The 19,177-nt window shown below is 43.4% G+C and carries 23 protein-coding genes, 1 tRNA gene and 1 pseudogene; 3 read left to right on the forward strand and 22 right to left on the reverse strand.

The window, feature by feature from the left end; genetic code table 11:
* Positions 1 to 333: 333 nt before the first annotated feature.
* Positions 334 to 738, reverse strand: a complete 405-nt coding sequence (gene tnpA / locus LDL57_RS05520; RefSeq protein ID WP_225505529.1) for an IS200/IS605 family transposase — start codon at positions 736 to 738, stop codon at positions 334 to 336.
* Positions 739 to 796: 58 nt separating this feature from the next.
* Here tnpA and LDL57_RS05525 point away from each other — a divergent pair.
* A pseudogene (locus LDL57_RS05525) lies at positions 797 to 2,021 on the forward strand (RNA-guided endonuclease InsQ/TnpB family protein).
* 63 nt (positions 2,022 to 2,084) lie between these two features.
* On the opposite strand, the gene LDL57_RS05530 reads toward LDL57_RS05525, so the two are convergent.
* The 5 genes from LDL57_RS05530 to LDL57_RS05550 form a co-directional block, all read right to left on the reverse strand.
* A complete protein-coding gene (locus tag LDL57_RS05530; protein ID WP_180559815.1) occupies positions 2,085 to 2,861 on the reverse strand; it encodes a hypothetical protein in 777 nt (258 codons plus the stop codon).
* 1 nt (position 2,862) lies between these two features.
* On the reverse strand, positions 2,863 to 3,081 hold the full coding sequence (locus LDL57_RS05535) for a hypothetical protein (RefSeq protein ID WP_180559780.1): 219 nt from the start codon (positions 3,079 to 3,081) through the stop codon (positions 2,863 to 2,865).
* Between the two features lie 1,192 nt (positions 3,082 to 4,273).
* Positions 4,274 to 4,350 (reverse strand) — tRNA-Pro (locus LDL57_RS05540).
* Between the two features lie 74 nt (positions 4,351 to 4,424).
* Positions 4,425 to 6,170: an LPS biosynthesis-modulating metalloenzyme YejM gene (gene yejM, locus LDL57_RS05545; RefSeq protein WP_225507247.1), complete on the reverse strand. Its 1,746-nt coding sequence runs from the start codon at positions 6,168 to 6,170 to the stop codon at positions 4,425 to 4,427.
* A gap of 22 nt (positions 6,171 to 6,192) precedes the next feature.
* Positions 6,193 to 6,420: a DUF1414 domain-containing protein gene (locus LDL57_RS05550; RefSeq protein ID WP_180559816.1), complete on the reverse strand. Its 228-nt coding sequence runs from the start codon at positions 6,418 to 6,420 to the stop codon at positions 6,193 to 6,195.
* Between the two features lie 257 nt (positions 6,421 to 6,677).
* On the opposite strand from LDL57_RS05550, the gene yejK reads away from it, so the two are divergent.
* Positions 6,678 to 7,682, forward strand: a complete 1,005-nt coding sequence (yejK, locus tag LDL57_RS05555; RefSeq protein ID WP_180559838.1) for a nucleoid-associated protein YejK — start codon at positions 6,678 to 6,680, stop codon at positions 7,680 to 7,682.
* Between the two features lie 44 nt (positions 7,683 to 7,726).
* Positions 7,727 to 7,924, forward strand: a complete 198-nt coding sequence (locus tag LDL57_RS05560; protein ID WP_180559817.1) for a hypothetical protein — start codon at positions 7,727 to 7,729, stop codon at positions 7,922 to 7,924.
* Between the two features lie 47 nt (positions 7,925 to 7,971).
* Here LDL57_RS05560 and LDL57_RS05565 read toward each other — a convergent pair whose 3' ends face one another.
* The 16 genes from LDL57_RS05565 to LDL57_RS05640 form a co-directional block, all read right to left on the reverse strand.
* Positions 7,972 to 8,298, reverse strand: a complete 327-nt coding sequence (locus tag LDL57_RS05565; RefSeq protein ID WP_180559818.1) for a hypothetical protein — start codon at positions 8,296 to 8,298, stop codon at positions 7,972 to 7,974.
* 12 nt (positions 8,299 to 8,310) lie between these two features.
* A complete protein-coding gene (locus LDL57_RS05570) occupies positions 8,311 to 8,526 on the reverse strand; it encodes an ogr/Delta-like zinc finger family protein (RefSeq protein WP_180559819.1) in 216 nt (71 codons plus the stop codon).
* A 38-nt stretch (positions 8,527 to 8,564) separates the two neighbouring features.
* A complete protein-coding gene (locus LDL57_RS05575) occupies positions 8,565 to 9,641 on the reverse strand; it encodes a phage late control D family tail protein (RefSeq protein WP_180559820.1) in 1,077 nt (358 codons plus the stop codon).
* Positions 9,641 to 10,072 carry a phage tail protein gene (locus LDL57_RS05580; protein WP_180559821.1) on the reverse strand — a complete coding sequence of 144 codons (432 nt, stop codon included), beginning with the start codon at positions 10,070 to 10,072 and terminating at the stop codon, positions 9,641 to 9,643. The genes LDL57_RS05575 and LDL57_RS05580 overlap by 1 nt, the downstream gene beginning before the upstream one ends.
* Position 10,073: 1 nt before the next feature.
* Positions 10,074 to 12,659 (reverse strand): phage tail tape measure protein, encoded by a 2,586-nt coding sequence (locus LDL57_RS05585; RefSeq protein ID WP_180559822.1) that lies wholly within the window; start codon positions 12,657 to 12,659, stop codon positions 10,074 to 10,076.
* The gene (locus tag LDL57_RS05590; protein ID WP_180559839.1) at positions 12,652 to 12,813 is read right to left on the reverse strand and encodes a GpE family phage tail protein; all 162 of its coding nucleotides are present in this window, start codon (positions 12,811 to 12,813) and stop codon (positions 12,652 to 12,654) included. The genes LDL57_RS05585 and LDL57_RS05590 overlap by 8 nt, the downstream gene beginning before the upstream one ends.
* Complete coding sequence (locus LDL57_RS05595; protein ID WP_180559823.1) at positions 12,783 to 13,085, reverse strand: phage tail assembly protein; 303 nt, start codon at positions 13,083 to 13,085, stop codon at positions 12,783 to 12,785. The genes LDL57_RS05590 and LDL57_RS05595 overlap by 31 nt, the downstream gene beginning before the upstream one ends.
* Positions 13,086 to 13,088: 3 nt before the next feature.
* Positions 13,089 to 13,604 carry a phage major tail tube protein gene (locus LDL57_RS05600; RefSeq protein WP_180559824.1) on the reverse strand — a complete coding sequence of 172 codons (516 nt, stop codon included), beginning with the start codon at positions 13,602 to 13,604 and terminating at the stop codon, positions 13,089 to 13,091.
* A 2-nt stretch (positions 13,605 to 13,606) separates the two neighbouring features.
* Entirely contained in the window at positions 13,607 to 14,779 is a 1,173-nt protein-coding gene (locus LDL57_RS05605; protein WP_180559825.1) for a phage tail sheath protein, read from the reverse strand.
* Between the two features lie 89 nt (positions 14,780 to 14,868).
* Complete coding sequence (locus LDL57_RS05610; protein WP_225507249.1) at positions 14,869 to 15,282, reverse strand: tail fiber assembly protein; 414 nt, start codon at positions 15,280 to 15,282, stop codon at positions 14,869 to 14,871.
* Positions 15,272 to 15,427, reverse strand: coding sequence for a hypothetical protein (locus tag LDL57_RS05615; protein WP_225507251.1), 156 nt, complete (start codon positions 15,425 to 15,427; stop codon positions 15,272 to 15,274). The genes LDL57_RS05610 and LDL57_RS05615 overlap by 11 nt, the downstream gene beginning before the upstream one ends.
* Before the next feature lie 9 nt (positions 15,428 to 15,436).
* The gene (locus LDL57_RS05620; RefSeq protein ID WP_180559827.1) at positions 15,437 to 16,657 is read right to left on the reverse strand and encodes a phage tail-collar fiber domain-containing protein; all 1,221 of its coding nucleotides are present in this window, start codon (positions 16,655 to 16,657) and stop codon (positions 15,437 to 15,439) included.
* On the reverse strand, positions 16,654 to 17,265 hold the full coding sequence (locus LDL57_RS05625) for a phage tail protein I (protein ID WP_180559828.1): 612 nt from the start codon (positions 17,263 to 17,265) through the stop codon (positions 16,654 to 16,656). Before LDL57_RS05625 ends, LDL57_RS05620 begins: the two co-directional genes overlap by 4 nt.
* On the reverse strand, positions 17,258 to 18,169 hold the full coding sequence (locus LDL57_RS05630; protein WP_180559829.1) for a baseplate assembly protein: 912 nt from the start codon (positions 18,167 to 18,169) through the stop codon (positions 17,258 to 17,260). The genes LDL57_RS05625 and LDL57_RS05630 overlap by 8 nt, the downstream gene beginning before the upstream one ends.
* Positions 18,166 to 18,510, reverse strand: coding sequence for a GPW/gp25 family protein (locus LDL57_RS05635; RefSeq protein WP_180559830.1), 345 nt, complete (start codon positions 18,508 to 18,510; stop codon positions 18,166 to 18,168). The genes LDL57_RS05630 and LDL57_RS05635 overlap by 4 nt, the downstream gene beginning before the upstream one ends.
* Entirely contained in the window at positions 18,507 to 19,130 is a 624-nt protein-coding gene (locus tag LDL57_RS05640; RefSeq protein WP_180559831.1) for a phage baseplate assembly protein V, read from the reverse strand. Before LDL57_RS05640 ends, LDL57_RS05635 begins: the two co-directional genes overlap by 4 nt.
* Positions 19,131 to 19,177 lie beyond the last annotated feature (47 nt).

Raw genomic sequence — 19,177 nt, forward strand, 5'->3', positions numbered from 1 at the left:
TCAAATCAAATCAAATCAAATCAATTTAATTTATTATATAAAATTTTAAACAATAATTTTGTGAAAATTAAATTATTTTTTAAATCTAATGGCTTGTCGTTTTTTTACTTTAACTATTTGAATTTTTTATAATATTGTTACCTATAATGTTGCTTTTATACTTAGCATTAATCACTCATAGGATATATTATTGTTGTGTTTTATGATTGATCTAATATTGTTATTCCACGACGAAAATAGAAATCATTAATCCTATCTTAACCTCCAAAGGGTACTCCCACCGACATAAGGTGGGAGGGGAATTTGGTCGGGCTTGAAAAGCCCGAAGAATGATCAGCCACGCTGATTTTGAATGTATTGCTTAACAACTTCCAGCGGTGCTCCCCCGCACGAACCTGCAAAGTATGATCGAGACCACAACACTGGCTTGCCGTAAGCCCCACGCAAGTCTAGAAACTCATTACGCAGACGACGAGACGTTACCGCTTTCAGCGAGTTTACTAGTACTGACAACTGCACTGTGGGCGGGTACTCGATCAGCATATGAACGTGATCGGACTCTCCGTTACTTTCCTTTAAATCAGCCCCAAAGTCGCGACACACTTCACCTGCATACTGATGAAATGCTTTGTAGTGCAAGCCACTGAGTACTTTCTTTCGGTACTTAGTCACAAAGACAAGGTGAACATGTAAAAGAAACGCTGCATGTCTTGAACGGTTGATTTTATATTTTTGCATTGAAATTAACCGGATATACGGTAAGATAGTGAGATAATTTACTACACACTGAGTAATAATGCTAATTCTAAAAGCCTACAAATTCAGACTCGAACCAACCGAAAAACAGTCGCAACGTTTGCGGCAGTTGTGCGGATGCGCTCGTTTTATCTGGAATTACGGGCTAGCAGAGACGCAACGCATTATTGAATCCGGCGGTAAACTACCGTCAGCGTTTGAACTAAATCGGATGCTCACAGAATGGAAAAAAAGCCGGAACATTCCTTTTGCAAGAAGCCTACACGGATAATCTTCAGCAGAAACTCAAAGATCTGCACGGGGCATGGAAACGCTGCTTTGATAAAAAACTGGCAGCAAAAGCTCCTGTATTTAAAAGGAAAAATGACGGGCGTGATTCAGTTCGTTTTGTTAATTTTGATAAATATTGTCAGCTCGATAATGGCAGAGTGAGATTACCGTCAGGTTTGGTATGGGTAAAGTTCCGGCAGTCGCAAAAGCTGTACGGTAAGATTAAAAACGCAACCGTTAGCCAACATGCGGGACACTGGTATATATCGTTTCAGGTCGAACTGGAAATGGACATTCAGCCTCATTCGTCAGCAACAATGATTGGTTTGGATGCAGGTGTAACCAGACTCGCCACGCTGTCAGACGGCACAGTGTTTGAACCTGTAAACAGTTTTAAAACCAACCAAAAAAAGCTGGCGAAATTCCAGCGTCAGTTAAGCTGTAAAGTTAAATTCAGCAATAACTGGAAAAAACAGAAGCGAAAAATCCAACGTCTCCACTCGCATATAACCAATATCCGCAAAGACTACCTTCACAAAGTCACCAGTGAAATCAGCAAAAACCACGCGATGATCGTCATTGAGGACTTAAAGGTCAGTAACATGTCGAAATCGGCAAAAGGTACACAAGAGCAGCACGGACGGAATGTCAGGGCAAAATCAGGACTTAACCGTTCGATACTGGATCAGGGTTGGTATGAAATGCGCCGTCAGCTTGAGTACAAGCAGCTATGGCGCTGTGGTCAGGTATTAGCTGTGCCTCCGGCATATACAAGTCAACGGTGTGCATGTTGTGGTCATACAGCGAAAGAAAATCGTCAATCACAAAGTAGATTCGAGTGCCTTGAGTGCGGGTATACAGAGAACGCAGATATCAACGGAGCTCGTAACATTTTAGCGGCAGGACATGCCGTGTTAGCCTGTGAAGTGAACGGTGCAGTAATGCCGTCAGCAGCAGGAACCAGGCTTCTGAGCGATCAGATAGTCTCCGACTAACGGGAATCCCCCTCCTGAGTCACGAAGTGTGAAGGTGGGGGAGGATGTCAAATTTTAATTAGATTAAGTGTTTCTTTTTTCTTCTTTTGCTGCCGAATTATTAATACTATTGTAGAGTTTAAAATCAAACCAAGAGATATGAGAAATTTCATCAGTAGAAACAACAATATTTAAATCTTTTATTTTATCAGGATATACATTTGTAAATTCTAACAACATAGTATCTTTGTCTCGATAGCCTGACATAACAGGAAAGAAAGAGATATATTTATTTGGTTGTTCTTTTTCGTTTGGATCAGATAATCCGCTGATAATACCAATGTAAACTTTTTTTGAAGAGAGGTTTATCAATACAGGACGTTTAGGTGTTGACTCTAAAGCATCAAGTAACATGCAGTCGATACTACCATTTGATAATGTTTTTCTCAGTACTCTCGCATTTTTAGCTTGGTATATTTTATTGTAAGTTGCTAAATGTTTTTTGCTGTAAAAGTAACCAAGTAGATAGTTTTTTATCCAAACAATAAAAACGTATATCCATGAAAATAAAATTGATGTGACTGATAATAATGTTAACAATGCATAGATATGATCATTTCTTTCATCACCAGTTAGGATAAAATTTTTTGCAATCAGATCTATCAAATGAAAATTTGGCAAAAAGAATTTAATTAATACGGCAATTATTGTGGAACAAAAAAGGCAAAAAGTACCGTAAGTAGCTACTTTTAGGTATAAAAGTTGCCCATCGTGCCTGTGTAATCTAAAGTAGTGGTAGGGATTTTGGACTATCATAATATAGCCGCTAACTAAAATGGGAATAAGAAGTAATGCTAACAAGCTATTTCCCTGTACACGTTTTTTTCTGTTTTACTATCAAGCTAGCCATCTTTTGCATTTCTTTTACTTCGGGTAATGCTGCAATTTCATTAGAAGGAATATAAGCGGCACCACTTTTGTCAACACGTACGAATGCAGAAATTTTATCATTTTGTCTTTTGCTCGTTTTCTGATGATCATTCGGAAAGTATCTGGTAATCCAATTCCGCAATGTTGACATAATAACCACCTATGAACATAGACTTTTTATCAGTTAATTGATTGCTTGTTTGATGGTTTGAGCATCAAACAATATTATATACTTTTTGTTGTCAATTTGTATACAGTCCATCCTCTTATGGTAGTTAAATTTATCGCAGCGTATTATCTTCTATCATATTAATAATGATTTCCTATGTTAAAGAGAAATCCTGAAAAATAACTATTGATTTTGTTTTATAATCATATAAAAAGATGATACAGCTAGCGGCAATTGAGTCAAATACGTTTGGACTATCTCACATGTAAGAGTAATAAATTGAATTTCGATCAAATGGCGATATTAAATAAATTTTGCGCTATCTTTGAAAAATAGTCACGACTTTTGAAAAATTTCTACTATTATTTTTTAGTGAATCTAATAAAAATGGTTAGTGTAGAATCAATGGCTTAAATGAAAAGACTATAATTCATATTTATAATTTTCAGCTACTTAGCTTGCTGGTCTATTCATTGTTATGCAATAAGAAAATAATATGCCTATTATGTCAGGTTTTAGCTAATCTTTCCCTAGCTATTAGAGTAGCTAAGCTAACATGAGAGTGATATTGATGCTACCTATATCGCAGTCGATAATTTTATATCAGACAATTGTTTTATTTTATCAGTCATCGTTGTGAACAGAACTTTTCTTATCTTTTTAGTTGCCAAATTGTCAAATTTATCAGGTTTTGCTCGGATGTTATTATAAAGCTTTTCTAGTGAACAATTTTTATTTTTTGTCATCAGGTCAGTACAATTACATTTTTTGTCATTTAGAGTATTAAGCTGTGATGAATATCATACTAATTAGTTTTTAGATCAATATTCGAGCAAATTTGTGTTATGTTTCGTTATTCGCTGCAATTGATTGGCTTTATATTTTAGTTATTTGTCTTACATCATTATTTTTTCCTGTGTGTTTTGGCCAGCTTAGCTGGCTTTTTTTTCAACTTTCTATGGTGATGTTGTGCGTTTAATTACAGTATGTTTAGCAAAAACAAGCGATAAATTTAACCCATTGCTCATCTGATTATCAATGTCTCAGCAGGGTTATTTTTAATCAAAATTTATTACTCATTCAATTAGCAAGGAAATTTTTTGACAATTTTACCCCTGATAAATTTCAGGCACAAAAAAACCAATCATAACTGATTGGTTTTCTTGGTAAAAGCTGGTCGGCATGAGAGGATTTGAACCTCCGACCCCCGACACCCCATGACGGTGCGCTACCAGGCTGCGCTACATGCCGATATAGGCTCGCTATACTACCGTTTTTTTGGTTAAAATCAATAGCAAATGCTACGACTGCTTGATTTTTAAGCATTAATTAATATTGAAGCGGGTAGATTCGGCAAAAGCTTTTAGTAGCTGGGTCAAATCAGGTTTTTCTCCTGTTATTTTGCTACCTTTATCATCAAAGATATAAACCTCTCCATTTTGATGAAGATAAAGAGTTTTATTGGAATAATTCATAATCAGCACCTGTTCATCACCTGATAAGACCCAGGGTTGGTTACGTTTAGGGGTAAAGAGATCCTCACCTTGAGAATAGTCTTCTGGTGAATTATCAACATAAAGTAAACGTTGCATTAAGGTAGTCATAATATCTTGATGACTGGTTAACTTATTAATTTGTTGTGGCGGGGTATTGGGCCAATATACCCATAAAGGCACTTTCATTTGTTTAAGGTTGAATTTACCGTTAGTGAGCCATTTTGTTGTTGCATGTGTTTCTGTATTGCCACTATGGTTCGCCGTAATGACGATAACGGTATTGTGTAACATATTTTTTTGTTTTAACGCATCAAGAATACGTTTAATTTCATAATCTAATTGTACTTTATTGTCACTTTGCGACTGATGGTTATCAAAACCATTAATATTAAGGAAAGAGAACCATTTGGCATTAATTTCTATGTTATTTAGCCATTCAAGCCACTCACTGGTAGTTTGATAATCATTACCACTAGTATTTTCGGGTAACGAATAATCGGCCAAAATTGCATGACGAAAGAGGGGGGAGCTAAAGCCATCCGATGAAAACAGACCAAATTGGTAGTTGTGATATTTTAATGCTTCAATTAAAGCAGAGGGTTTTCTGCTATTAAGAATACTATCTAAATAATTAGGTGATAAACCATAGAATAGACCAAATAGCGCGCGTTGATTTTGAATACCTGCACTGAGGTGCTGATCGAATTGTGTACTGATTGCTTTAACAGTATTTAATATTGGCATACCCTCAATGGTATCTTGATAGCCAAGGTTATTAACCACAAGCAGCAATAAATTATATTTTGGTACTTGTTTTTGGTAGCTAAGTGGTTTAAGTGGATATTCAATAGACAGTGCAGAAGGGTTGCCTTCTTGTTGTATCTTGCGTTGATATTCAGCTTGATCGAGATAACCGTAACGTTCAAGAAATTTTCGTGCTGTCATTGGATGAGATAACGGGTAATTAGTGCGTTGCATTGTTATTGGACGATAAAAATTTGCATCAGCCCAAATATACATTAAATGCGAAGCAACAAATGCCGAGATAAAGATACCAACCAAGGGTTTAGTGAATCGTTGACGGTTTAGACTACGTAATTTTTGCCAACTCCAGGTAGCAAATAACATCTCAATTAAGAAAATGACCGGCACACAAATAAACATCAGTTGCCATTCTCGTGCCATTTCGCCGTTTTTAGGATTTATTAATAATTCCCATAGTAGCGGCGTTAAATGAAGGTTATAGCGCGAAAAAAAAGCGATATCAAAAATGAGAAAAGTCAGTATGGTTGTCGTAATAATAGTATATAGAAATCTTAATAGTCGCTGTGAACCGACAATAAAAGTAATAGGAAAGATAATTAAAAGATAGCAAGCAAAAATAACAAAGCTAAAATGCCCAAGCCAACTAACAATGGCATAAATACGGCCGAATAGCGTACTCGGCCAATCAAAAACAAACAGATATCGGCTGCTTAATACTAAACTGAGTACTATATTAAATAACGTAAACCAGTGTCCCCAGCTTATCATTTGGGAGACTTTTTCACGATAGTTTCGAGAGTTGGTCACCATGTTTTTAATTTTATCTGCTAAATTAGTGGATGTTTTCTTCATTAACGGAAGAAAGTAACGCTTGAGCGAAAGATTCTGCGATAGTTTTACGCTGAGTCAGTGTAACAGCTGTATTAATTAAATTTGTTACCATGTTACCTAATACTATCAATGATAGATTAGTGGGTGCTTTATGTTTTTCTAGCACCTTAACTAATTCTAGGAGTAGATGTTCAATTTGCTCATCACTATAACGGGATGATTGTGGCATAATAAAAATCCTGAATGAATAAAGCTTTATATTTTAGCGTATTGTTACGTTTTTTGCTGTAGCTGTTTTGTCTAATTAACAGGATAATTTCATTTAGTAATATTTTAAATTAACCCGTTTCCATAAGTTATAAATCTTATTATATGCCCATAATACAAAAATGTTATATCAATAGATACCAATTTGACCGCGGGAAAAGGTTATCGATGTTTGAATACCATTGATCTTTATGCCATAAAGAAAATAAGGAGTAAATGGTGAGTCTGGATATTTGCCAGATTGCTTTACATCAGTTGATTAAACGTGATGAACAAACACTAGAGGTTGTACTACGTGATTCTTTATTAGGCACGGATAATATCGTGCAAGAAATGATGGCAGAATTGCATCGAATTTATAGCGTTAAAAGTAAAGCCTTTGCCACTTTTAATCAAGCGAGCGAATTAGCTGAAGCCTTAGTTTCTTTAAGAAAAGGAGATGAAAACTTTTTGGGATTTAGCCGTGCGGCTACAATTCGTTTGCGTGATGAATTGGCAAAATATCCATTTGCAGAAGGTGGTGTGGTACTGTTTTGTCAATATCGTTATTTAGCGGTAGATTACTTATTAATAGCCATATTAAATAGCTGTAATAGTATGTTTGTTAATGATAATTTAGAGTTAAACACTACGCATTATCTTGATATTCCGCATGTTGATATTGTTGCTCGCATAGACTTGACTGAATGGGAAACAAATCCTGCTTCCGAACGTTATTTAACTTTTTTAAAAGGACGAGTTGGGCGTAAAGTTTCTGATTTTTTTATGGATTTTCTATCAGCTAGCGAAGGCATGAATACTAAAATACAGAATAAAGGATTACTGCAAGCCGTAAATGATTATTGTGACTCTTCTGAGTTAAACCAGGCAGCAACGCAGGAATATCGACAGCAAGTTTATCGCTATTGTAATGAGCAACAACAAGCCGGAGAAGAAATTGAATTAAAGAGTTTATCAAAAGAGTTACCCGTTTTAGGAGAGCAGAATTTTGCTGAATTTACTCAACAAAATGGCTATCAATTGGCAGAAAGTTTTCCAGCAGATCGTACGACTCTCAAACAATTAACCAAATATTCAGGTAGTGGTGGTGGCTTGACCATTAACTTTGATGCTTTGTTGTTGGATGAGCGTGTTTTTTGGGATCCGGCAACGGATACTTTAACAATTAAAGGCACACCACCAAACTTACGTGAACAATTAGAGCGTAGTAAAAAAAGCCGTTGATGATGTTGAAAAACAAATAACGCCGCAAAGGCGGCGTCTCAATTATGAATTATGCGTCTGAAATAAAAGGATTTATTTCTATCGATGTCCACATATCGACCACATCTAAAAATACCGCTTTAATTAAAGCGGTATTTTATATCAATAATCTGTTCAGCTACTTGATGACACATACTGCACATTGTTGTGATGTTTTTATGATGAAAAAAGGCGTTAAAATCATCCACTGTGATCGTTTTTAATTTCTCGATTAAAATATGCTTTTTTTTATCCTCATTTGAAAAAATCATCATAATTCACCGATAAAAATAAATATCCAAGTCCACCACCACAAACTCAACAATGGCCAAATCAAAAATTCCCAATTCCATTTTGTGCTTTCTTTTTGTTTATCTAATTTCTGTGACGAAAGGGCTAATTTTTTATTTTTTCTTTGGCTATCTTCTAACAACAAGATAAAACCAAGACCTTTTTTCATGTCTTCCTTTGTAGAAAAATCATCAAACCGAAGGGTTGCATATCGTCCTCTCAGCACCCTTAGAGCAATAAAAAAGTAAGTAAAAGCGAGTTTAGCGCGTTTTTTAAATGAAGCATGACTACAGAAGACTATTTGCATGGGAATAACCTTCTAAACGGCGAGTGACATTTGTTGCTCGGTGCAATGTGGGGTAACGGGGTCAATCTTACCCGGTGTTGAAATAAAGCGGGTTAAGCTCTCGTGGCTGACAAAGGTGGCGCCACAATTAATGTTGTGACATTGGTTATAACGTTCACGGGTGTTTTCTGAAATCTGGTGGGAACTTCGCGTATGGGCCGCATGACCACAAAGGGGGCAATTCATCATAATGACATTCTCCTTTTTTCAGCTATTTTACCAGCAAGTTAGTGACTTTTCATCTCTAAATCGGTGATTTTTACTTCCATTTCAATCGAGGTAGTAAAGCCTTTGTCATTGAGATTATGGGTCACTTTCACCACAATCCAGTCGGCGTTATCGATTTGGGGTTTAAAGCCCCGGACGTTAATCGGGGTTTCCGGGTAAATATCGGCCCGTCCTTTGGCTAACTGAATCGAAAAACTGGCGATACCGCGTTGAATTTTTGCCCAGGTGGCTTTTGCCGCCCGTGCCGCATTGGCACGATTGGCGTAGGTGTGTGAAAGCACCAGTACATTGCCGTCCTCACCGATAAAATAATCGCCCTGTTTGTTTTTTGTTGACGCAGAAGGCTTTTTGCGCGCGATTTTAACGGTGTGGGTTTTTTCAGGCTGCTGGGTGTTCAGCCAACTGGCAATCACCCCCGTATAGGCGCTGCGGTCTGCCAGTGAAAACGAATAATTATCCCCGTCTTTTCGACTCAAGGTCAGGGGCGGTATCCCTTTACCCGAGGCGGTTTGACTTTTCCCCTGTTGCAAAAATAACAGCTGGTCATTTTTCACCGTCGCCAGTGCGCCTTCCTGCTGACCTAGTCGGGTTAAAAACGCGCCGTCCGATTCGTTTGTCTGGTCGATATGAGCAATTCGGATAGGTTTAAGCGCCGCATCAATACAGGGGGTTAACTGATTGCGACCAGCAAGGGTGGTCACAATTTCTTCCAGCGTTTTATTGTGATATGAGGCTTCACGTCGCGTGTTGAGGGTCGCGCGAAAATCAGCGCTTCGCGCACGTAATGTCAGACGGTCAGGCGCGCCACTGTATTCGATTTCATCAACAATGAATTTCCCCTTCGGGATGAGACTTTCGTTTTTCCAGCCCAGTGCCAGGGTCAGCGTTTCCCCGCGTCGCGGTAAGGCCAGTTTGCCGTCACTATCATCCAGCTCAATGTCTAGCTGGTCGGCTTCAAATCCCCGATTATCGGTCAGCGTCAGTGACATCAATCGGCCTTCAATCAGCGGATTAATATTTTTACTGCCGGCTGTTAGCGCAAACGCCGGGATATTTTCCGTGTTGAAAAAGGGCATTAGAAAAGCCCCTTAATTTGGTCATTTAAATCACCAAACTTCGCCGAGAGCGAATCATCGACCCGTTTTAATTTAAGGGTAAATTCAATCTTACGGGGTGCGCCATCGGCAAAAAAAAGACTTTTGCTTTGGCTGATTTCTTCTATCACGAACATCCCGTAAATATTGCCTTCACCATCTAGAAACGGCCAGGCTTTACCGCTTTCCGCCATCGCTTCGAGCGCAATCATGGATAATCTGCCACCTGTCAATTCCGGATAAAGTGCCCCTGATAGGGTGATATCGTCATTATCCAGCCCAATAAACTGAAAGGCAGGTCGGATACCTAATCGGCTGTTAAACCCATAGCGCCAGCGCCGATTGATTTGCAGTGTCTGATAGGGCGCAGTTTTAAGCTGAAACACAAACAGTCCCAATGTGGCCATCGGCATATTAATATTCCTCAGGGTTGTCGCTAAACCGTCCCCGTTGTTGCGCCTGTTGCTGGCGTTGAAGCTTAAGAAGTTGTCGGCTCACTTCCTGTGCGATATCGTGCGCAGAATGGTTGGGGGCGGCATTAATGGTAATGTGAATTGTTGACTGGGCGCTCGTGTGCGGTGTCCGGATAACCGCCGCGTCGGTTTTATCAGCCACAAAAGGGTGGATGGGCTGGTTGGCGTAAGCATTACTCAATGTCAGCGCGGCAGCGGCAAAGGCCGCCGTATGGCGACGACTTAGTACATGCGCAGGGCCGGTAACAATTTCAGGGCCGTTCTCGCCAACAATCCCCGCCGTTCCGCGACGGATAACACCACCCTTATCAAACAGTCCTGCGCCTTTGATACCGGCATTTAACACCGTCAAGGATTGGTTCGCGCGTAAGGTTTTGGTTTCGTCAGAGACCATCCAATCGGGTAACAAATCGGTGACGGTGTTTTTAATCTCGGTAAACAGCGATTTTAACTGTTGCCATTTTTCCATCACGCCAGTTTTCAGGTTATCAATCAGTTCACTGCCAAAGTTTTTAATACTGTTCTTGATTTTTTGACAGCCGTCGGCAAAAAAACGATACGTTTTTCCCCATAAATTTTTGAAAAAGGGGGCGATATTATCCCAATAGCGATAAATCAGTAGCGCGGCGACCGCAATCGCCGTGATAGCTAACACAATCGGGTTGGTGAGTAGCACGGCTGTTAAGCGGATCAAGCCGGCACTTAACAGGCTTAACCCCAGTCTAACCGCCGCCAATGGCCCAGTCAGTGCCGCCATGGCTAATGTCATGACGCCCCCAATGGTGATCAGTGCCGCAAACCCCGCGATGGCCACGCCAAAATAGCGGGTCATTGTGGGGTGAGATTTGAAAAAATCCGCTAATTTACTCAATTGCTGGTTAAGCATTTCCAACCCCTGGGTATAAAGCGGTAACAGATTATTTCCCATCTCACGGTATAAGTCCGCTTTTTTGGCTTCCAGTTCAATTTGTTGCCCCTGGGCGGTTTTTTTTCCTTCGGCAATCAGCTGCTCAAGGCCATAAGCGGCATTGCCGGCCTTGATTTGTTTCTCAATGTTGGCATGTTCGCGATACATCGTCACAAATAAATCCGAGCCGGTACGGCTGGAAAACAGTTGCGCGATTTGGGTTTCCATTTGCGATTCGGTTAATTGCGGGTATTTCTTCCGAATACGCGGCACAATTTCGTCCATCAGATAGCGAAAAGGGTCGCGTTTGTAGAGTTCTACATTCACCAGCGCATCGTTATTCATTTTGGTGACGTGACCGGTTTTGCCGTATTTGACTGATCCTTTTTTCAAGAGACCGAGTCCCATCAGGTTTTCCATCGCACCTTGGGTCGTTTTGCCTTTTACCAGATTCTGATAAGCACTGTTTAATGAGGTGCCGGTTCGGTCACCGCCTAACTGCTGGATAAGATGTGACATACCAAAATAGAACGCATCGGTGTTCATCTGTTTGACAGCGGTGCCACCCGTTTTCATCATCGCCAGATAATCTTCCGGCAAGACCATCCCCCCACTGGCGGTCATCGATTTTGCCGTCATATCAACCGAGCGTTTAAATTGCGCAGGGGTGTTAATTTCATTACGTAACTCGGCAATTTTGAGCACAGCAGGTGACTGGTCACGTAACGCCTCGGCAGCGGATCCACTGACGCCATGTGACGACATAAATTTAGTGGCGAATTGAAGCTTAAGCAACGTCGGCGAGACCAGTTCAGTTTCATGATAATTGCGTAAAACGGAGTAAGCCTCTTTAATCACTTTCAGGTTTTCGGTCGTGCTGTTACCAAAAATATGCATGCTTCTGGCAAACTTTTCAGCATCCGCCAGCATCTCCTCTCCACCCCCGAGCGCTTTAAAGGAAATCGCTTCTTTTTGATAAATCGCCGCTTCATTGAGGGTCGGTTTGACCGCCATGGCGGTGGCGGCACCGGTGGCGACCATGCCCGCCCCATGAGACAGTAGATTGCTTCGGCGGTTCATACTCTGTTGATAACGGTTTCGGGCGGTGGTGAGGTGTTTTTCGCGGGCTGATATTTTGGCAAGCTGGCCTTCCTGGCTTTTTAACGCCTGCGTATATTTCTGCGTTTCTTGCCGGATATGGGCGGTGGCCTGGTCCGCGTGATTGACGGATAACCCCATTTTATCAAACGACGACCGGATTTTTTGATTTTGGGTGAGAAAGCCCTGATACTGACGCTCAAGTTTCGCCACGCTGGCCCACTGTTTTTCTAGTGTGGCGGTTTGTTTTTGGGTGGGATTTTGGAGACCCGCCATCTCAAGGCCCATCATTTTGCCTTTCAGGCGCGCTTTTTCCAGTGCCTGACCGAGAGTATTGATTTTGCCACTGAGCGTCTGTAACTGGGTCAGTTTTTGGCTCGCCTGATTGAGTTGCGTCAAGCGCTCGCGCGTGCTTTTAAGCTGTTTCGCCAGTCGGGTATTGGCGGTTTTGGCTTTCTCAAAGGGGCCACTGAGCCTGTCGATAGCACTTAAAATGACCTGTAGACGTAAATCTTTACTCATGCGTTTGACTTCGTAGGTAAGCCTGATGCCGCCACATCAGCAAATCTGACAATGACAGTTGGCCGGTTTCAGACGGGGGCCAGTGGAAAATGACCGCAATATCGGCTTCCAGGGCTTCGACGGTTAACGCGTCGGGAAGTCGGCCGTCACCGATTTCGGCAACAAAAAAAGCCCAAGCTCATTGGCTAGATTGACAAAATCGCCCGGGCTCATTTGTCGCATTTCCTGCTCGTTTAAGCTCGGGGTCATAATACGCGGTAAGACTTTCATCACGGTATCGACATCTATCTGCATCAGCGGACTTAACTGGACTCCCCGCAGGTCGCCGACTTGCGGTTTGCGTAGTGTCACCTGATTAATCGGTGTTTCACCGCGTGCGATGGGTTCTTCCAGGTTTATGATTCGGGTATTTGGTGTTTTTTTCATGGGTTATAGTCCTAATGCGGCGCGTTGTTTTTCAAGGCGATTAACGCCGGCCACTTTTTCAATTAAATTAATTACATCAATTTCAATCAGTTCCTGACCGTCCCACAGCAGCTTGAAATAGGTGGCTTTAAAGCTCAGTTTGGTTTGCGTGTTATCGCCGGACTTGGCACTACCCGGGTCAATTTCAGAAAATCGGCCGCGGGTGACGATTTCAACGGCGGTCACTTCCCCCGTGTCGTCGCGCTGATAGGCGCCACAAAAACGCAGTGGCACACCATCAAGGGTGCTTATCCCCCATTGCTTATAAAGCTGTGCATCAAGACCCCCTAACGTGAATTCCATATCCAGCGCACCGCCGTCAAGCCCTAAGTCAATCTGCGCTTCGCCATTCATGCCACCGCCGCGGTAGGCTTCCATTTTGCGAGTCAGTTTGGGCAGTGTGACCTCTTCAATCACGCCTAACCAGCTTTGCCCATCATCAAACAGGTTCATGTTTTTTAACTTGCGAGGTAATGCCATACTTAACCCTTAATCTTGTTGCTAAAATCCAGTAAATACTGGTCAGTAATACGCTGGCGTAATAACAGGTTTTCCAACGGCGGCACCGGCGTATAGTCATAATCCAGTGTCAGCTTGCCGTCTTTGAGCGTTTCTTTGGTATTCACCTTGTCGTCATACCAGCACTGCCCACCCAGTAAAACCCCCTCGGCAATCAAACGTCGAAGTTTGGCGTTAATGCCTTCAATAATATCGCGCGTCAGCGATGGACTGAGCGTTTTGTCTATCGCCCAGAAATGCGCCTCGGCAAAGGTATCGGCTAAAATATGGGCGGTGCGGGTGGCACTTTCAAATTGAAAAAGCGGTTCATCCGAGCAGGTACGCGACCCCCAAAACCGGAAACCATCCTGACGAATAAGCGTGGTAATGGCGTTCTGGTTTAATAATCCGGCATCGGTATTCGGGTCTTGCAAATCCCACGACAGGTCAGCGGAAATCCCCGTCACGCCATTAATGCCGACATTAGACAGTGTTTTATGCCACCCCGTGTCATTATCGATTTTTGCCCGCAACCCTAATGCAAACGCCGTGGCATAGGTGGTTTGTTCACGATGGGTGGCACTGTTCCAGGCTAAAAAATCCGGCCAAATCAGCATCAGCTCACGCTGGCTAAAATTTTTGCGATACGCTATCGCGTCGGTCACGGTATGACACCCTGCGGCACTGATATAGGCCATCGCGCGTAACTTTTGGGCGACGGTCGCCAGCGCCGTTGCGACCGCCTGGTTATCCAACCCAGGCACGGCTAAAATACGCGGTTTTACACCGAGCTGGTTGTTAGCGGATAACAGCGCCTGTAAGCCGGTTTTTTTACCTTCAGGCGTGGTGGTGCCAATGATATTGGTGGTGGTCTCCTCGGGGGTTTTCCCTTCGGCGACCCGTACGACCACTGTTATTGGGTTGGTTTGGGCTAAAATCGCGGTTAAAACAGGCCCGAGCGTTCCCTTTTTTCCGGCTTTGCCTATCGCAGCGGCGAGGTCAGTTAACCGCACCGCGGTATTAAGTGGAAAGGTGGTACTGTCGGCATCGCCTGCGGTACAGACGACACCGGCAATGGCGGTGCTGCTGGTGCGGATAGAGCGCGTGCCTTCATTGATTTCAATCACACGCACGCCATGATGATAGTCTTGCGGCATAATCGGATTCCTGATTTCGTTATATTATTCAGTGTCTATCATCAAGGGGATAAAAGCCTGTTATTGGCATTGTATCAGCGCTCAGACAATCACGCCGGTTTTATCGGCCAGTCAATATCAGGTGCTGTTGAAGTATCAGTGCGATTAACTAATACTCTGTATTTTTTCCAGTCAACCAACCGCTTTTTCTCCACTTCCGTAGCTATGTCTAAATCTATGGCATCTTGAAGAGGTGCAATTTCACAAGTGGCATCATATAATTTTTGTTGTTTGAGACCTTCTAATTTCTTTCTTTCTGCTAATTTTTCAGCTTTAATATCCTTGACCCATTTTTCACCATTCCAGACATCAAATTCGCTTTTTGGAGCTAATGGTGTCAAATATTCCGGTACTTTTCCCAATTTCATAATGGTGACAGATTGACGGTTTTTCGTATCAAACAAAACCAAGCCGCGATGATCTTCCTGATATTCCCATTCCTGATTTTTTTCATTAAAAAACAACAGCGAAACCTTCTTTTTTGTCAATCGGTTTTTTTTCGGTATGAAAAGGCAATATGTCATGCGTTTCATCCGTGTAAGCATCGCAAGAACCAATCAACTCATAGGTATCACTCGTGTAATTATAAGCTTTAAAAATTCTGGACATTTTGATTCCTTAGCTGATTCTGTACCAGCCCATCAAAGTAACAAAAGCATTCGTTATATTAATTTCGCTACCCCCTCCGGTTTTTACAGTTGTACCTGAAACCGTATGTGAATGCGGGCCGATTGCTACAGTGTGCGAGTGATTTCCACTAGAAGAAGTTGTTGCATTAACTTTTTGATTGGATGCCGCAACCCAGGCCGAACCTGATGCTCCTATATATCCACTGTTTTTGGTATAGTTATGTACGTGATTACCTGTTGTATTGGTATTTTTATTACCATAATCATAGCTACTCGTCGTTGCTGAAAAGGTATGTCCATGCGCGGGTAATTGCGCTTCGGTAAGCTTAATAGCATCAGCGCCTCCGCTGGTAAATACATTAGAGCCATCTGCTTTCGCTAACCGGATAGTTTTATTTTCACCAATGTATTGCCACTTCGTATTAGGAAATAAGGTATTGGGATTTTTGTTTTGAGCAAACCAGATAACCACCCCAACAGGGTAAAGCGTATTGATATTCATCGCATTTTGTAATGCTTTAGTCACCGCATCTTGACTTATTACTTTTTCAGTAGAATTACCGATTGTTTGCACGATTTTTGTCTTATCGATTTTGTTGTTTAATTCCTGGTTAAAGGCCAGTTGGGTGACATAATCGCCAATCGGTTGTTTGGTATCTAATGCCTTCGTGACACCTTCCTGGCTGATAACATCGGTTGGCGAATCCCCTGTTGTTTGTTTAATCGCTTGCTTGTCAATTTTTTTATTTATTTCGGTATCGACATACTGTCGGGTCGCCAGTACCACCGAGGGGTCAATTTTAAGGGTCACCGCCTCGGTATGACTGACAATAAAAACCGCCCGTATCGTCTGGGTTCGACCTGATCCTTCGGCTAATTGCGGTTTGTAGGTTTCCGGGCAGTTACCGACCGCAATGAGCACATTCTCTTTATCAAAGAGTCCCACCTCCCGTATCCACCAACCGCCTTCATTTTCGGGAATAATCTGCTCAGCAATCACTTGGTTGGGATTATTTTTATCGACCCAAAGCTGATTAATCGCGGCTCGGCGACGTTCATTAATCAGTTGGGTCTGTTGGGTGTCTGGGGTGGGTAACGAGCCACCCCCATCGCCAACGGCCATTTGCGTAATGGCGATTTTTGTACCCAGTGCTGTCGCTTCGGCAACACGGTGTTCGCCCTGGCGGGTTAACAGGCAAAAGTATTTCATGATGCGCTAATCCTTACGGTATCAATCAGGTGTAATGCCAACCCCTGTTGCACGGTGCCACTCGTGCAAATCAACGCGGGCGTGTAGGCATAAACGGTTAATTCATCGCCCAGATAGACACTCGCACCCGTAAAAAAAGTGCCGCGCGTTTCCAGTTGAATCGACAGCCCCAATAAGTGCCGACTGGCAGGCTTCGCATCTTCAATCAACGCTTCAATCTCATGATACATCGATTCGGTAATGCCACTTTCCAGTACGCCAATGTCTAATCGAAAGGTGCCCGGCGCATCGCCCGTTTTCCACCATTCAATCACCCGTATCAGGTAGCCAAGCGGTTCAACAACGCGGCGCAGTGCGCCGATGGTACCTTTATGCTGATGAATAAAGAGCGCGGCTTTAATGGCCTCGCGTTTGGTTTTCTCCGGCCAGTTTTTATCCCACCTGTCAACGCTGAAACTCCAGGCCAGATAAGGCAGCAAATGGACGGGGCACGTGTCGGGATTGACGAGGGTGCGAAGCGGAATGGGTAAGGTCAAAATCTGTGACAACGCCACTGAGGCCGCTTTTTCAAGCGCCGTGGAGCCGGTCGGTAATAACGTCTTATGCATCGGTTTTGCTCTCCATCTTAAGATTGATGTCGGTGCAAAAGCTGGCTTGCGTTTTGGCTATCTTGATATCCTGTTTCGGTGTGTGAATGACCACCCGGGTTACGCCAGTGACGTGTAAGGCGGCATACAGCGCACTTAAGGCCACATCACGGCCTAATCGGTGTTGTTCGCGCGTATAGGCGATCAACTTTTCGTGTGCCGTTTCCAAAATCGGTTCATATTCCGGTGCAGGCAACAGATAAAGCGTGGCATCGACCTGGTAGGGTATGATGTTGGCCGATTGCACCGTAACCCGGTCGGCGACGGGGCGCACATTTTCATCATTCAGGGCTTTTTCCACCGTGTTAATCAGGGTTTGACTGGCCGTGCCATTCCCGTCGCGTGACAGGATAGTGACGGTCACTTCTGCCGGTTTCGGGCTAATGACCGACGCATCGGCGACCTGTCCATCGGCGCTGCGGGCGTAAAATTCGTAGCTGCCGGTGGGGCCGGCTACACTCAGCCCTTCAAAGGCGGCCGGGATACGCAGACGTAAATCGTTATCGGATTCAAAGATGGGCAGCACCGGTGGGATAGCCGTCGCGTTGCCTTCTGTTAAACGCAGGCGTCTGACATTGTTATTTGCCGCCAGATGGTCAAGATCGGCACCTTGGGCAAAGGCCACCATATTGGCTAAGGCGGCTTCATTAATGCGGCGGCGCAACAGCAAATCATAATAGGTGTTCTCTTCCAGTAACTTGGTTAACGGTTCAGAGTGCAGCGCCAGGGTTTGCGCGATGGCATCACGGATTTCAGCCGGACACGCGGCAATCAGGGCATTTTTACGCTTGGCAAGCAGGGTGTCAAAATCCAGTATCTCAACCACTTCGGGTTTTGGTAATTGGCTTAAATCGATGGTTGTCATCTCGATCTCACGGGAAAATGAAAAGAAAACGCGGTGCCACTGTCGATAATTTGTGCCACAATCGCAATCTGCGAAGTCTCCGCGTGTTGTTCGATGTTAATTTTTTCCAGCCTGATCCGCGGCTCAAAGCGTAAAAGTGCGCTAAAGCAGGCTGCCATCAGTTGGAGTCTTAATGCCGGAGTTTGGGGTTTATCTAGCAGACTAAACAGCAGTGAGCCATAATCACGGCGCATGACCCGACTGCCCACCGGGGTCAGTAAAATATCTTGCACCGACTGGGCAATATGCGCATTTTCGCTGATAAATTGGCCGGTTTGCCGGTTCATCCCCAGGGCATTCATTGCGGTCCCTCCGTCATGGCGCTGCCGCGTTCAACACCGCCGTGACGATGGTTGTCAACACGAATGCCGTTAGACATCAAGGTACCGCCGGAGTGGGTCACATCCCCCGCCATCTGTGCGCCTTGGGTGACCGTGAGTGACGTGGTGGTCAGATTTTGGGTGCAAATAACATTGGGGGTGTCGAATTCAATATTCACTGCCGCCTTGACGGTGACTCGCTTTGCACTCACCGTCAGGCTATTTTTTGCTTCAATGCAACCTTGTTCAATGCCGGTTGCTTTTAATAGGCCGGTGGCGGGTTCATATTCAATGACGGCACCATCGGCATAGGTACGATGGTCAGCGGTCAATGAGGGGATCGGCGCAGGATGGCAATCGGAAAAAATGCCCATCAGCACAAACGCGGTGGTGAGTTCACCACCTAATGCCAGAATTAACACCTGTTCACCGGGGCTCGGTGCACTGAGTGTCCGGGTTTGTCCCGCTCGCAAGGTGAGCCATTTAAGCCAGTCTGTAATCAGTTCACCGGTCTTAACCCGGCAACCTTTTTGGCTATCCACCTCAACAACCACCCCGACCCGAATAAGATTTTGTAAGCGACGCAACAGATTTGCGGTCATTATCCTTTCCTGTCACTGGTAAATCAACGTCATAGCGATATTGTTAC

It is taken from the genome of Arsenophonus apicola, from assembly GCF_020268605.1.
Classification (GTDB): Bacteria; Pseudomonadota; Gammaproteobacteria; order Enterobacterales; family Enterobacteriaceae; genus Arsenophonus; species Arsenophonus apicola.

Excerpts from the sequence above, each read along its gene's own strand:
- tnpA (WP_225505529.1), bottom strand. The coding sequence starts at position 738 with ATGCAAAAATATAAAATCAACCGTTCAAGACATGCAGCGTTTCTTTTA.
- LDL57_RS05535 (WP_180559780.1), bottom strand. The coding sequence starts at position 3,081 with ATGTCAACATTGCGGAATTGGATTACCAGATACTTTCCGAATGATCAT.
- yejM (WP_225507247.1), bottom strand. The coding sequence starts at position 6,170 with ATGGTGACCAACTCTCGAAACTATCGTGAAAAAGTCTCCCAAATGATA.
- LDL57_RS05550 (WP_180559816.1), bottom strand. The coding sequence starts at position 6,420 with ATGCCACAATCATCCCGTTATAGTGATGAGCAAATTGAACATCTACTC.
- LDL57_RS05560 (WP_180559817.1), top strand. The coding sequence starts at position 7,727 with ATGAATTATGCGTCTGAAATAAAAGGATTTATTTCTATCGATGTCCAC.
- LDL57_RS05565 (WP_180559818.1), bottom strand. The coding sequence starts at position 8,298 with ATGCAAATAGTCTTCTGTAGTCATGCTTCATTTAAAAAACGCGCTAAA.
- LDL57_RS05570 (WP_180559819.1), bottom strand. The coding sequence starts at position 8,526 with ATGATGAATTGCCCCCTTTGTGGTCATGCGGCCCATACGCGAAGTTCC.
- LDL57_RS05575 (WP_180559820.1), bottom strand. The coding sequence starts at position 9,641 with ATGCCCTTTTTCAACACGGAAAATATCCCGGCGTTTGCGCTAACAGCC.
- LDL57_RS05580 (WP_180559821.1), bottom strand. The coding sequence starts at position 10,072 with ATGCCGATGGCCACATTGGGACTGTTTGTGTTTCAGCTTAAAACTGCG.
- LDL57_RS05585 (WP_180559822.1), bottom strand. The coding sequence starts at position 12,659 with ATGAGTAAAGATTTACGTCTACAGGTCATTTTAAGTGCTATCGACAGG.
- LDL57_RS05595 (WP_180559823.1), bottom strand. The coding sequence starts at position 13,085 with ATGAAAAAAACACCAAATACCCGAATCATAAACCTGGAAGAACCCATC.
- LDL57_RS05600 (WP_180559824.1), bottom strand. The coding sequence starts at position 13,604 with ATGGCATTACCTCGCAAGTTAAAAAACATGAACCTGTTTGATGATGGG.
- LDL57_RS05605 (WP_180559825.1), bottom strand. The coding sequence starts at position 14,779 with ATGCCGCAAGACTATCATCATGGCGTGCGTGTGATTGAAATCAATGAA.
- LDL57_RS05615 (WP_225507251.1), bottom strand. The coding sequence starts at position 15,427 with ATGTCCAGAATTTTTAAAGCTTATAATTACACGAGTGATACCTATGAG.
- LDL57_RS05620 (WP_180559827.1), bottom strand. The coding sequence starts at position 16,657 with ATGAAATACTTTTGCCTGTTAACCCGCCAGGGCGAACACCGTGTTGCC.
- LDL57_RS05625 (WP_180559828.1), bottom strand. The coding sequence starts at position 17,265 with ATGCATAAGACGTTATTACCGACCGGCTCCACGGCGCTTGAAAAAGCG.
- LDL57_RS05630 (WP_180559829.1), bottom strand. The coding sequence starts at position 18,169 with ATGACAACCATCGATTTAAGCCAATTACCAAAACCCGAAGTGGTTGAG.
- LDL57_RS05635 (WP_180559830.1), bottom strand. The coding sequence starts at position 18,510 with ATGAATGCCCTGGGGATGAACCGGCAAACCGGCCAATTTATCAGCGAA.
- LDL57_RS05640 (WP_180559831.1), bottom strand. The coding sequence starts at position 19,130 with ATGACCGCAAATCTGTTGCGTCGCTTACAAAATCTTATTCGGGTCGGG.